Consider the following 12,526-nt stretch of genomic DNA (forward strand, 5'->3'; position numbering starts at 1 on the left):
ATGGCATACCCGATGAATATTATATTAAAGAAAAATACAACCCACGATAGTGTTAAAGAATTAAAGAAGTTATTAAATCAGCGTTTAGGTACTGAACTGGATGAAAATAATAACTTTTTTGGGGCTTCTACTGAAATCGTTGTGAAACGGTTTCAAAAACAATCAGGCCTCATTCAAGACGGATTGGTTGGGCCACTTACTTGGTCGGAGCTCGCCGATGAGACTGTTGGTAATCGACCAAATAATAATCTCCTTAATGGCGTAATAGATATTCTTATTGACCAAGTTGGTGTCAAAGAGAAAACCGGTAAAAACGATGGGGAAGAGGTTGAGGCATATCTTAAATCCGTAGGTCTGGGTAAAGGTTATGCTTGGTGTCAGGCTTTTGTTTTCTGGGGATTTGAGAAAGCTTCGAAGTCTTTAGGTATAAGTAATCCAGTAGCGAAGACGGCTGGAGTACTTGATAATTGGAATAAGTCCCTTAAATATCAGTTACCTAAAGGACTTTCTCCGGTTCCAGGGGATGTATTCGTTATGGATTTTGGCAAAGGTCTTGGCCATGCTGGTGTTGTCACCGGGGTGGACGGGAGATATATTGTTACAGTAGAGGGAAACACAAGCGCTGATCCATCCCTACCTACAGAGGATCGTGAAGGTCAAGGTGTTTTTAAGCGCAGACGTTTGATTTCTTCCATTAATAAAGGTTTTTTAAGATACAGCTAATGGAAAACCCTGTAAATAGATTCACGCTAAGTCAGTGGATAAAACATCCTACAACCATACTGTTGATAATAGTTACTTCTGTAGCTTATGGCATCGGTTTTTTATATATAGCTAGTCTAAATGATCAGATAAAATATTTAAAGCAACGAACCACGAGTCTGGAATCCAAACTTGATGAATATACAGCGACAATTCTTTTCCAAGAGGCCAAGGAAAAGGGATTAAAGGATGAACTCGTTAAAAAAGAGGTACAAATAGATAGCCTGAAAGGAGGGCCTACTAATGATTAAAAATATAATTATAGCATTTTTGGTGCTGACTCTTATTTATTTTTTTTTATCGCCAAAGAGTGAAGATCGACCAGAAGTCATTCCTAAAGAATCTAGGGAGTATGTAGATCTTAAAGTAAAGGAGGTGTCGAAAAGTATTGATGAAAAGGGCTTTGATCATGCCGTAATGGAAGCTCTGCAAAATGAGGTGCGCAGCCTTCGTCAATTGAACAGTAATAGCCGTAATGAGGTTGATAGCGTGAAGAAATTGCTCAAGCTGAAAGATAAGCAATTGATTTCCTATACAAGTATCAATACTACAATAAGAGATACAGTACTTATACCTATACTTGTAGGTGACACATCATATCGATATACGGATAAATATGCCAGCATCGAACATGTGCTATCGAAAGATTCTTCAAAGCCGGGCTACTTCAATTTTAGTTATAATGCGGACGTCAACTATGCAGAATATTGGAAGAAGAAGAATTTTCTCTCTAAGAAGAAGCATTATATTGATTTCTGGATAAGTGATCCGAGAGCTACTATAAATGGAATAAAACGAGTCAAGATTGAAGCAAACTCACCTTCCTTTAAAGTAGATGTCAATGCGCTAGGGCTTTACTTTAAAGGTTTAAATGTTGGTCTTGATGGGCAAATTAAACTAGGAAGATTTAGGGTGGGCGGGGGATATATTTATAATTTTGATGATAAGTCCTGGCGTCCAATCATTACGGGAAGGTTTAATTTATTGGAATTTTAGAAAACTGTTCTAGGAAAGGTTAAAAAAGCCTCCAGTCTTTTATTCGTCTCTCACAACTTCAAAAAGAAAATGCACAAAGCACCATGCTGGAGGCTAAAGCTCTTGCTGGCAATTTGTGCATTTTGACGTTGTGAGAGGTACAAATATAATATAAAGACTATGGAAGCGAAAAATAAATATCATTCAGTTTTAAGGAAAATACTTGAAAAAGGTAAGGTTCAGCAGAATAAAAAGGGAAACATTACTTATTTACTGAACTACACATTGCGCCTACGCCCGGGCGATTTACTAGAGATTTTTGAAGGACACAGTGTTGCCCGGAAAAAGCTAAAAGACGAGCTGCAGCTTTTTACATCAGGCGAGCGATTGACAGAAAAATATCGTGAACACGGCATTACCTGGTGGGACTACTGTGGACCTATTTTAGTTAACTCATATCCTACTTATTTCGAACAGCTGCCTGAGTTGATAAAACGGATAAACAAAGAGAAGCGACCTTCAAAAAATTATGTTCTTTTTTTGGGGAGAAATGATGTAGAGAGTAATCAGCATCCCTGTCTTAGTTTGATACAATTTCAGATAGATCGGGGTAAATTAGTTATTTCTGCCCACCAGAGAAGTTCAGACGGTTCCTTAGGCCTGCCGGCTGACATCTATCACTTGTATCTTATCAGCAGACAGATCGATTTGCCGTTGAAATCGATTACTCTGTTTTTGGGAAATGTTCATGTATATGAAAACAATCTAGAACCTACACGTAAATTGCTGCAAGGTGATGGGCAAAGCGTGAAATTTGAACTTAATGTTTAATGAAAAGCCAGCTCAACTGCTGGCTTTATCTATCAAATGATCAAATCTTCTTGTTAGTTCTACAGGTCGCTCATTCTTGTCGAATATATGATTTTTTGACGATGACTTTGAGCTACTAAAAATCTATTGTCTTTCCTTTCATCGACGAATTATCTACTACCAGCTCCCGTTTATAGGCCTCAAATCCCGCTCGGTCACGATGTCCAGTAAGTGTCATAACTTGATTGTCATCAAATCCTGCACTGATCAATGAAATTACTCTTGTGTGCTTCCATGAATAGAGCGTGTAATTCTCGTCCAGTTTTAATTTTATCTTGTAAGGACGAAACTTGTTCCTGAAGTAATCGTCACCCACTACTTTGTCTGAAGTTTTCTTATGTCTCCCGAAAACGAAGTAGTCTAACGGATACTGATCTAGTTTCATTTCAGCTATCAGTTCGTGGAGTTCATCGCAGATTGGAACAAACCGGTCTCCGGTTTTTCCTATTGAGCCCGCTACCTTAATTTGTCGAGAATCTAAGTCTATATGATGTATTTGCAGGAGATGAATTTCCTTTGGTCGCATGCAGGAATAGAAAATCCATTTTATATACCTAAACAATTCAATATCATCCTTGACGGCATTTTTTATAAGTGAGGCAACAGCTGGAGTGTAATATCTATTTCTCTCGGCATGAGTTCGCTTCTTTTCTAGAAAATATGGGTCATATAGGTATTTTATCTCCTTATTTTTCCTTTTTTCTAACTTTTCGCAGCGGGCAAATAAAACAGACAGATCATCGATGTAGTTGTTGTATGTACGAGGGGACCATTTGTTGAACTTTACGCCGTAGTCCAGAAAGCTTTGCATAGTTCCTTCGTCGATTTCTGAGGCTAGTTTGTTAATATTGAGATTATTATACCACTCGATGAATATTTTAGTTTGAGATTTGTACTTCTTAAGTGTTGTTTTCTTGAGATTTATGTTTTCGCAATAGGCTAAAAAGTTGTCAATTGCTTCTTGCATTGTCCATGCAGATGGGTGCGAAGATATTATTCTGTTTTCCTCGGTTCTAAGGGAGGTCTCCATCTTCGTTGAAGCTAAAAATGGGTTGAATCCATTTTTCAAAGCAACCTCTATATCTTTCTTTAATTCTTGGGCCGCTTTCTCCTTTTCATCAGAATCATGAACGTAATTTATGCCGTCCCTTACATAGAACCTTTTATAGTTTCCAGGTTTATCTGGGAATTCATACTCGTATACGACCCTCCAGTCTCCAGATGATGCCCTAATAATACGTACGTTTTTATAAACAGGTTTTGCCATAAATCGCTTTCGTTTTAACTTATTAAAACTAGGTGCTGTTTTTGGTGCTGCTTTTACACCTAAAACTAAAATACCGCTTTTAACAATGTTAAAAGCGGTATTTTTTGTGTCCTCGGCGGGGGTCGAACCCACATCGTCAGAACCGGAATCTGAAATTCTATCCATTGAACTACGAAGACTTCGCGTGCAAAAATAATACTTTTTATCTTACTTCATAAAGATTATTGAAATATTATTTTTACACGTGCTAAGAGTCTCTAATACGGACGATTAATGGTCATGCGTATCTTCTTCAACCAAATGAACTTCTACTTTAAGATCTAGATCGTTCTCACCCGTAAATTGAGTAAAGTTTGTATTGTTCCAGTCTGCTGCTGTTATTTTGGATTTTACTCCTTCGTTGAGGTGGCGTAATACATAGCGAAAAACGAAGCTGTCAGCTGTTTTATCTACGGTTAAATATCCTGTCACACCGACATTAACGCTGTTGCCATCAGCATCTTTATCTGCATATACATAACTTAAGCTATTTTCCGGCGCATTTAAGATAAAAGCCTGATGGATATCGGCACGAGAGATAAAGGTTTGTTGTGTTTCTCTTCCTGCAAAGTCTGTGGCCACTAGTTCAAGTCTATATGTTTTGCCAACTTCCAAGTGAAGATGAGCACCTACAGGAGGAAGTAATGTAGATCCTGAAAATTCAACTGTGTCTGTCTCTGCATTTTCAATATCATTGTAATGGTAGTGGTCGCCATGTGATTCGCGCTCAACTTCTGTGAAAATAAGTTTTGCTGTGCCAACTTCTTCTTGATCTTCTTCAGGTGTGGGATCATTTTTTGAACAAGAGGATGCAAAAATGAGTGCGCTTATAAATAAAATGGATAGGCTTATTTTTTTCATGATGTTTAATTAAAATTGATAAGATATTTTTAAATTAATATTACGGCCCATTTGATGTGTGAAATAACGTAAACGGTCCATATAATCTTTATATTCTTTATTGAATATGTTTTCTACCGATAGCAGTAAAATTAGCTGTCGGTCTTTTTCGGTTTTAATTTGTTTACTGGCTACAAAATCGATAAGATGATAAGCTGGAGGTGGTGAAGTATAATCTGAGTTGGCTTCATAGCGTGTTTGTCTCGCGACATACCTATGGGCAACTTTCAGGTAACTTTGTTGTTCTGTTTGTCCAAACCATTTCCAATGAACCGCTTGCTGCAGACGATCTGCAGGAATATAGGGTAGGTAGCGTTGGAGGTCTAAATTTCGGGCGCGTATGATAGATGTGTTCAATTCGTAACCAAAATTCTCGCAAAAATCGTACGTCAACCGCATATCTGCACCGTAGAAGAGCGCATCATGCTGCTCGTAGACAAAAAGAGGAAATGTGCCTCGGATAGTCTGTCTTACAGAGTCTGGGTTCGGTTGAGCATATATATAATCATAAAGCATTTGTGCATAGACGTCTAGAGTGATGTGGAGTTGTTTTTCGCTTAAAATAAACGAATTCATCCATTTAAGCCCTTTTTCGCTACGAAGGTCTTGATTCCCTAATTCGTAGGTCGCACTACCATGATGGACTCCGTCACTGTAGAGTTCGTTTGCCGAAGGTGCCCGCCAAGCTAAGCCTATATTACTTTTCCAACTTAGGTTAGGTCGTAAATGGTAGAGTATACCAAGGGTTCCAGAAGCGTTATGAAAGCGTCTAGTATCGGTTAATAGATATTGCGCAATACTTGCGTCATCATTTATTTCATCACGTTTGTAGCGGTATCCAGCAACGTCAAGGTATTTAAAGTCATAGCGTGCACCAGCTTCTGCATGTAAGCGACCGATATGAAATTGACGTATTCCAAAAAGCCCCAAGGTATAACTGTCGAAATTTGGTATGATCGGTGTTGTACCTGTTCCAGGTGTGTTATTGTTGACTTGTGCTAACGACTGTATACCTACTGCATTATTACCACTTTTCCATGTTGCATCTAATGTTTGTGTCGTTAACACCATGTCCGCCATTGGAATGTCGTCCGATTCTACTCGCCTTAGATCATATTCTCTACGATGGTTTCGTTGAAAACCATATTGTATTTCTAGAAGTTGATCGTTTGAAAGATTACGTTTCCATGTTGCTTTCGCGAGGTCATGCGATACCCGTTGTCGAGGAGCTTTTATCGTATATTCAAAGTCGTATTCCTCGAAGGGGCGACCATGATCAATTCGTGCCTGTATATCTTCTACAGTTCCAATGTGAGCTCCCTCAAAAATCCCTAGCGTAGTGCCGAAATGACTGTAGTATGCTTCAAACTGATTTCGACCAGTCTTATAAGTCAATGTTCCACTGTAGTTAAGTTCTTCAACTCCAGTGTTTCCTAGGTAATATTTTGCTGATTTGTAATTACCTAACTTTTTGCCTGACCCCTGGATGCGCCATCCTAAATTTGGAATAGACGATACTTTGCCTTCCAATAAAGCATTCAAGCTCCCCCCTCTACCGTTACTTTGACCCACGAGATCGACATTACCTTTCAACGTTTTGTTGGTATCAATAGGTGTGGGGGTTATGACAACGACGCCTCCTAATGCGTCGGCTCCATAACGAACTCCCTGAGCTCCTTTGATTACCTCAAGTCGGCCCGCTGTAAATGGATCAATTTCCGGCGCATGTTCAGCTCCCCATTGTTGGCCTTCTTGTCTTATGCCATGGTTTAAAATGAGAATGCGGTTGCTGTGAAGTCCGTTGATTACAGGTTTTACGATACTATTTCCCATCCCTATACTAGATACACCTGAGATATCTGTTAATGATTCAGCGAGTGTTTTACCTTTATTTTCTTGTATATCCTGCATAGAAAGGCGATGGGTGCTACTGGATAGGTTCTGTGACTCTTGACCAATAATCTCTATGTCCTGTATGTGGATAGCATCATGCTTGAGTGTTAGTGGTAAAATGGTATCTCGATTTAAAGAAAATGAGAGCGTTTGATTCGCGTAACCCAAATGGGAGAGTAGCAAGGTGTATTTCCCTGCACACAAAGTGGCAAATTCAAAATAGCCTTCACGATCTGTAGCTGTCGTTTTACTTTTTCCTAAACGAATGACAACGCCCTGTAGGGAGGTGCCATTTGTGTCAATTACATGTCCACTAACTTTCATAGCACAGTGGTTTTGGGCTAAAACAAGCTGTCCTAATAGTAGGATAAGACTTGTCAGTCCGAAGCATTTATTCTGCATCTCCTTTAAAACTGAATATTTTTGAGAAAAATTTTGTAACCAGTGTTAATAAATGGAGGGAGGATCTTTGTTACTCTTTTGAGAAAGAAAATTACTTTTGTACACCGTAGAAAGTGGAAACTGATTGTCAGCATACACTGAAATAGTGAGAATCTCTGGGAGGAGCGGTTCTAAACGAAGTTCCTGCATGAGTTGGCTAGAGATAAACCAGCATAATGCACAAGTTTCTTTTGTAGGGTGTTCGTGTTGATGCGATGAAGTATCGTGACTGTGGCTTGTGTCATGTGTGTATTGGAGGCTACTCGCGAAGAGTAGTCCTGTAAGTCCCAATATTAAAAACACATATCTCAATACTTTCATCCCTGATAACTTGGGCAAAGATATAACATATCTCTTATTGTTGCAACATTATTGCAATTTTAAATAAACTTAGTTGCGTTTGTTCTTTGCTCTTGGGTGATACTGCGTGATAACGGATTGGAGATAATCTGTATCTATATGCGTGTAAATCTCTGTTGTCGTAATGCTTTCGTGGCCCAACATATCTTGTATTGCGCGAAGATCAGCACCACCTTCGACGAGGTGCGAAGCAAAACTATGGCGGAAAGTGTGGGGGCTTATCGGTTTTTCTAAACCAATCTTCTTCGCGAGGTCTTTGATGATGATGAATACCATGACTCTTGTTAATTGTGCGCCTCGCCTGTTGAGAAAAACAATGTCTTCAGCTTGTTTTTTTTGAGGAAATTGTGGTCGAATTTCTTGCAGGTATAACTGTAAGTGTTTGATAGCCTGTTGACCAATTGGTACTAATCGTTCTTTGTTTCCTTTGCCTTCCACTTTGATAAATTCTACTTGGAGGTGCAAATTTGATAATTTTAATGAGACGAGTTCAGACACACGTAATCCGCAGCCGTATAGAATTTCCAACATAGCACGATTACGTGCTCCCTCTGTCGTTGATACGTCAATTGCTGCGATAAGGTTGTCTATTTCTTGAACATTTAATACACTGGGGATCTTTCGGCTTAAGCGAGGAGATTCTATAAGTTCTGCAGGATTATCTTTTTTATCGTATTCTATTTGAAGGAAACTGAAGAAGGTTTTTAAACCTGATAGTAATCTTGCTTGTGTAAATGGCGAGATGTTAAAATCATTGATGAAAAGAAGGAATTGCTGCAAAGTTTTTGTATTGATATCTTCAAACGCAATGTTTTTGTAAGAGCAGTAGGACTCCAATTTATGTATGTCATTTAAGTAAGCTTCGATAGAATTGTTGGAAAGGTTACGCTCAAGTTGTAGGTAGCGTTTGAAGTCCGGTTTCGCAGATGCCCAGTTCATAATACAAATCTAAGAATTCCTTTCAATAAAGAATTAAATAGTAAGGATGGATAGCTAGAATTTATTGGAATTTTGTAGGTTTACACGATAAATAAAGACCATTTAATACAAGATTGCTCATGAATATATTAAAACCAATTGCTATTGCATTTCTGTTGCCTACTTTGTTTCAATCTGGACTTGTGCAGGCAACTTCTATGCGGAATGAATCCCGTATGCTGCTTAGAACCGATACGCTATTGTGGGGCGCTCCACTGCCTTTTGATGGAGAAGTTATAGCAGGGCGATTGGAGAATGGATTTCAATATTTTATCCGAAGAAATACAGAACCTAAAGATAGGGTTACAATGTATTTAGCCACAAAAGTGGGGTCAATTCTAGAAACCCAGACGCAGGTTGGACTAGCTCATTTTTTGGAACATATGAACTTCAACGGATTAAAGCATTTTCCCAAAAATGAATTAGTTGATTACCTTCAAAAAGCTGGTGTTCGCTTTGGGAGTGATTTAAATGCCTATACGGGTTTCGATCAAACGGTATATCAGCTGCCAATCCCGTCAGATGACCCACTTTTACTGCAGAATGGTTTGCAGGTTATGCGTGATTGGGCTCAAGATGCATTATTGGCTGCAGATGAGATTGATAAGGAGCGTGGAATTGTGTTGGAGGAGATGCGTGGAGGTCGTGGTGCAGCTCAGCGTATGCGTGACAAATACCTGCCTGTTATGTTGAATGGTTCTCTATATGCTAGTAGGCTCCCTATAGGTACGGAAGATAATATTAAAAATTTCCCTTATGAAGTTCTTCGTAAATTTCATCAAGATTGGTACAGACCGGATCTTCAGGCGCTTATTATAGTTGGGGATGTGGATGTGTCAGAGATGGAAGCCAAAGTAAAGGAGCTGTTTGGAGATTTGAAACGGCCTGTTGACGCGCCTAAGCGCGTCGCGCACCGAGTTCCTTTACTAAATAAGAATCAATTTATTGCGGTTACCGACCCCGAGATGACCTATACTGTTGGTCAAATCACCATTAAACATACAGAAGAGAAGATCAAGACAGTGAAGGATTTTAGAAGAACACTTTTGAAGTCAGTATATAATAGCATGATTAATGCTCGTTTAAGCGAATTAGGTCAATCTGCTAATCCTCCGTTTGTTCAAGCAAGTGTGAGCATAGGTGGTTTTCTTGGAGGGCTAGATGCTTATAATGCTTTTTTTGTAGCTAAACCTAATGAGTTTGAAAACGGTTTTAAAGCATTAATACGAGAACTCGAACGTGCAGAGCGTTTTGGATTTACCAATACGGAGTTTCAACGCGCCATTGCAAATGTCCGTAAAGGTAATGAGATTGCCTTTATCGAGAGGGACAAGAAAAAATCAGATAGTTATGTGAATAGGTATCTGAATTATTTCTTAGAAGAAGAGCCTGCATTAAGTAATGAAGACGCCTACAAATTATATAAACAGTTACTTCCTACCTTGACGCTAAAGGAGGTCAATGCGGTTGGAGATGAGTTTTATGTAGATAATAACCGGGATGTTATCATAATGGCTCCAGATAACGAAAAAAAGAATCTGCCGGATGAGTCTTTGGTGGACAATTGGTTTTCTGTAGTAAAGTCGGAGCAAATTGTAGCTTATGAAGATAAAGTTTCTGATTTGCCACTATTATCGATAGAGCCAATTGCTGGAACAATACGTGCCGTTAAAGATATTTCAGCTGTCGATGCTAAGGAGTTGATGTTGAGTAACGGTGTGAAGGTTGTGTTAAAGCCAACAACATTTAAAAATGATGAAATATTAATCAATACATTTAGTCTAGGCGGAACTTCTTTATACAGCGATTCGGACTATTACTCGGCAGCGCAGGCTGCAGATTTGGTCAATAGTAGTGGTGTAGGTCAACTTAACACAATTGAGTTGCAAAAATACATGAGTGGTAAAAATTTAAATGTCAGTCCCTATCTCAGTGAACGCAGTGAAGGCTTGTCAGGCTATACAGATAAAGAGGGGCTTCAGACGGCATTCGAAATGATTTATGGCTATTTTACGGAACCTCGTATTGAGGACGATGTTTTTCAAAGTACGATTACAAAAACACGCTCGATGATTAAAAATCGTGACAGTGACCCGAATTTTGTGTTTAGTAAAACTGTTATGGATAACCTTTATAACCATAGTATTCGTCGCTCACCGATAAGCGTAGATGCTATTGATAAAATAAATCAGCAGCGTGCTTTAGCTATTTATAAAGAAAGATTTGCCGATGCTTCCGATTTTGTATTTACTATTGTTGGATCGTTTACAGAAGCCGAAATTAGGCCTTATCTGGAAAAGTACCTGGCTTCTTTGCCTGTTAAAAACAGAACGGAACAGGCTAAAGATTTAGGACTTTATGAACCTAATAGGGGCTTCGAATATACGGTGCGTAAAGGAAAGGAACAGAAAGCAACTGTAGTATTGAGCTATTATGGAGATTATAAATATAATGAAACAGAAAACCTGAATATGGATGCACTGGAAAGTGTGTTGACAATTAAACTTATTGAGCGATTACGTGAGGAAGAAAGTGGGGTGTATGGGACGGCTGCTCGAGCTTCGACCAGCAAATTTCCAAAAAGTAGGTATGGTTTTACAGTTTCCTTTGGTACAGGGATAGATAAGTATGAGAGTCTTATTCAATCTACTTTAGAAGAAATTGGTAAGATTAAGAAGGAAGGACCGTCGTCTACCGATTTAGATAAATTTAAAATTGAACAAAGACGTCAATTAGAGCTCTCCCTTAAGGAAAATCGCTTTTGGCTTAGTCAGTTGTCAGGTGCATATCAACGTGCAGAAGATCCAACTTACATTGTGCGCTATTTGAATGATCTAGATAAAATTTCTGTTGAATCGGTAAAAAAAGTAGCCGATAAATATTTGAAAGAAGATAAGCTATTTAAATTTGTTTTGCTGCCTGAAGACGCGAAATAGCAGAACAAAGGTTTTTTTAAGACTTCTTTAGCAGATGTATAGTTAAAGAGGTCTTTATTCGATTACCTCAAAGAGAAGTAGGGAATGTTTTAGTTGATCCATGATTTGTGGTGCAGCGATTGATTTGTAATGTTTTAATAAAAAGCCAAATGAGAAGTAAAAAAAATGCGCAACTTTTAGGTTGCGCATTTGATAGAAGACTAAATTATTAGCCTAAATAAGATTTTAAAATTTTGCTACGTGAAGTGTGGCGAAGACGTTGTAGCGCCTTGTCTTTGATCTGACGTACACGCTCTCTTGTTAGATTGAACTTTTCACCAATCTCCTCTAATGATAATTGATGGTTTGTTCCTAGTCCAAAAAATAGAACGATAATTTCACGCTCTCTCTCTGTCAGAGTTGCTAAAGAACGTTTGATTTCCTCTGATAAAGATTCATCGATCAATAGACTATCTGTATCTGGATCTGCATTTTCTAATACATCTAATAATGTATTTTCTTCACCTTGTACAAAAGGAGCATCCATAGATACATGTCTTCCGGAATTGCTAAGTGTATCGGATACTTTGTCTACTGTAGTTTCCAAAATATCTGCTAGCTCTTCTGGAGAAGGTTCGCGCTCATATTCCTGCTCTAATTTGGAGAAAGCTTTGCTGATTTTACTCAAAGAACCTACTTGGTTCAAAGGCAAACGTACTATACGCGACTGTTCAGCAATAGCTTGCAAAATAGACTGACGAATCCACCATACAGCGTAAGAAATAAATTTAAACCCTTTTGTTTCGTCGAAACGTTTTGCTGCTTTAATTAAGCCTAAATTGCCCTCGTTGATCAGGTCACCTAAGGTGAGTCCTTGATTCTGGTATTGTTTTGCTACAGAAACAACGAAACGTAAATTGGTTTTTGTCAATTTCTCCAAAGCCACTTGGTCACCTTCGCGAATGCGTTGTGCCAATATTACTTCTTCTTCCGCGGTAATTAAGTCTACTTTACCAATCTCGTGCAAATACTTGTCTAACGACTGTGATTCACGATTGGTAATGGATTGTGTAATTTTGAGCTGTCTCATTTAATGTAATAAATACCTTTCTCTTTTGAAATGTCT

The 12,526-nt window shown here is 38.6% G+C and carries 11 protein-coding genes and 1 tRNA gene; 5 read left to right on the plus strand and 7 right to left on the minus strand.

Translation table 11 applies throughout. The annotated features are described in order from the left end of the window. The first annotated feature begins 12 nt into the window (after positions 1-12). The 4 genes from ACSZOX_RS04390 (at position 13) to ACSZOX_RS04405 (ending at position 2,568) form a co-directional block, all read left to right on the plus strand. Positions 13-723 (plus strand): CHAP domain-containing protein, encoded by a 711-nt coding sequence (locus ACSZOX_RS04390; RefSeq protein WP_437918596.1) that lies wholly within the window; start codon positions 13-15, stop codon positions 721-723. Continuing rightward, positions 723-1,013, plus strand: coding sequence for a hypothetical protein (locus ACSZOX_RS04395; RefSeq protein WP_437918597.1), 291 nt, complete (start codon positions 723-725; stop codon positions 1,011-1,013). Before ACSZOX_RS04390 ends, ACSZOX_RS04395 begins: the two co-directional genes overlap by 1 nt. Continuing rightward, positions 1,006-1,758 (plus strand): hypothetical protein, encoded by a 753-nt coding sequence (locus tag ACSZOX_RS04400; protein ID WP_437918598.1) that lies wholly within the window; start codon positions 1,006-1,008, stop codon positions 1,756-1,758. The genes ACSZOX_RS04395 and ACSZOX_RS04400 overlap by 8 nt, the downstream gene beginning before the upstream one ends. 159 nt (positions 1,759-1,917) lie before the next feature. After that, on the plus strand, positions 1,918-2,568 hold the full coding sequence (locus ACSZOX_RS04405) for a thymidylate synthase (RefSeq protein ID WP_437918599.1): 651 nt from the start codon (positions 1,918-1,920) through the stop codon (positions 2,566-2,568). 115 nt (positions 2,569-2,683) lie between these two features. On the opposite strand, the gene ACSZOX_RS04410 is transcribed toward ACSZOX_RS04405, so the two are convergent. From ACSZOX_RS04410 to xerD, 6 genes are all read right to left on the minus strand, one after another. Beyond that, the gene (locus ACSZOX_RS04410) at positions 2,684-3,874 is read right to left on the minus strand and encodes a tyrosine-type recombinase/integrase (RefSeq protein WP_437918600.1); all 1,191 of its coding nucleotides are present in this window, start codon (positions 3,872-3,874) and stop codon (positions 2,684-2,686) included. 107 nt (positions 3,875-3,981) lie between these two features. Further along, positions 3,982-4,053 (minus strand) — tRNA-Arg (locus tag ACSZOX_RS04415). A gap of 91 nt (positions 4,054-4,144) precedes the next feature. After that, positions 4,145-4,774, minus strand: a complete 630-nt coding sequence (locus ACSZOX_RS04420) for a hypothetical protein (protein WP_437918601.1) — start codon at positions 4,772-4,774, stop codon at positions 4,145-4,147. A 9-nt stretch (positions 4,775-4,783) separates the two neighbouring features. After that, positions 4,784-7,108 (minus strand): TonB-dependent receptor, encoded by a 2,325-nt coding sequence (locus ACSZOX_RS04425; protein ID WP_437918602.1) that lies wholly within the window; start codon positions 7,106-7,108, stop codon positions 4,784-4,786. A 45-nt stretch (positions 7,109-7,153) separates the two neighbouring features. After that, on the minus strand, positions 7,154-7,468 hold the full coding sequence (locus ACSZOX_RS04430) for a hypothetical protein (RefSeq protein ID WP_437918603.1): 315 nt from the start codon (positions 7,466-7,468) through the stop codon (positions 7,154-7,156). Between the two features lie 69 nt (positions 7,469-7,537). Further along, on the minus strand, positions 7,538-8,446 hold the full coding sequence (gene xerD, locus ACSZOX_RS04435) for a site-specific tyrosine recombinase XerD (RefSeq protein ID WP_437918604.1): 909 nt from the start codon (positions 8,444-8,446) through the stop codon (positions 7,538-7,540). 119 nt (positions 8,447-8,565) lie between these two features. Between xerD and ACSZOX_RS04440 the strand changes: the two genes are divergently transcribed. After that, on the plus strand, positions 8,566-11,421 hold the full coding sequence (locus tag ACSZOX_RS04440; RefSeq protein ID WP_437918605.1) for a M16 family metallopeptidase: 2,856 nt from the start codon (positions 8,566-8,568) through the stop codon (positions 11,419-11,421). 208 nt (positions 11,422-11,629) lie between these two features. On the opposite strand, the gene ACSZOX_RS04445 is transcribed toward ACSZOX_RS04440, so the two are convergent. Beyond that, complete coding sequence (locus ACSZOX_RS04445; RefSeq protein WP_274265926.1) at positions 11,630-12,490, minus strand: sigma-70 family RNA polymerase sigma factor; 861 nt, start codon at positions 12,488-12,490, stop codon at positions 11,630-11,632. Positions 12,491-12,526 lie beyond the last annotated feature (36 nt).

The organism is Sphingobacterium sp. LRF_L2 (assembly GCF_965644235.1).
Taxonomy (GTDB): Bacteria; Bacteroidota; Bacteroidia; order Sphingobacteriales; family Sphingobacteriaceae; genus Sphingobacterium.

What these genes read in the sequence shown, in the direction of transcription:
- ACSZOX_RS04430 (WP_437918603.1), bottom strand. Translation starts at nt 7,468, where the DNA reads ATGAAAGTATTGAGATATGTGTTTTTAATATTGGGACTTACAGGACTA.
- ACSZOX_RS04425 (WP_437918602.1), bottom strand. Translation starts at nt 7,108, where the DNA reads ATGCAGAATAAATGCTTCGGACTGACAAGTCTTATCCTACTATTAGGA.
- ACSZOX_RS04440 (WP_437918605.1), top strand. Translation starts at nt 8,566, where the DNA reads ATGAATATATTAAAACCAATTGCTATTGCATTTCTGTTGCCTACTTTG.
- ACSZOX_RS04420 (WP_437918601.1), bottom strand. Translation starts at nt 4,774, where the DNA reads ATGAAAAAAATAAGCCTATCCATTTTATTTATAAGCGCACTCATTTTT.
- ACSZOX_RS04400 (WP_437918598.1), top strand. Translation starts at nt 1,006, where the DNA reads ATGATTAAAAATATAATTATAGCATTTTTGGTGCTGACTCTTATTTAT.
- ACSZOX_RS04405 (WP_437918599.1), top strand. Translation starts at nt 1,918, where the DNA reads ATGGAAGCGAAAAATAAATATCATTCAGTTTTAAGGAAAATACTTGAA.
- ACSZOX_RS04445 (WP_274265926.1), bottom strand. Translation starts at nt 12,490, where the DNA reads ATGAGACAGCTCAAAATTACACAATCCATTACCAATCGTGAATCACAG.
- ACSZOX_RS04390 (WP_437918596.1), top strand. Translation starts at nt 13, where the DNA reads ATGAATATTATATTAAAGAAAAATACAACCCACGATAGTGTTAAAGAA.
- ACSZOX_RS04395 (WP_437918597.1), top strand. Translation starts at nt 723, where the DNA reads ATGGAAAACCCTGTAAATAGATTCACGCTAAGTCAGTGGATAAAACAT.
- ACSZOX_RS04410 (WP_437918600.1), bottom strand. Translation starts at nt 3,874, where the DNA reads ATGGCAAAACCTGTTTATAAAAACGTACGTATTATTAGGGCATCATCT.
- xerD (WP_437918604.1), bottom strand. Translation starts at nt 8,446, where the DNA reads ATGAACTGGGCATCTGCGAAACCGGACTTCAAACGCTACCTACAACTT.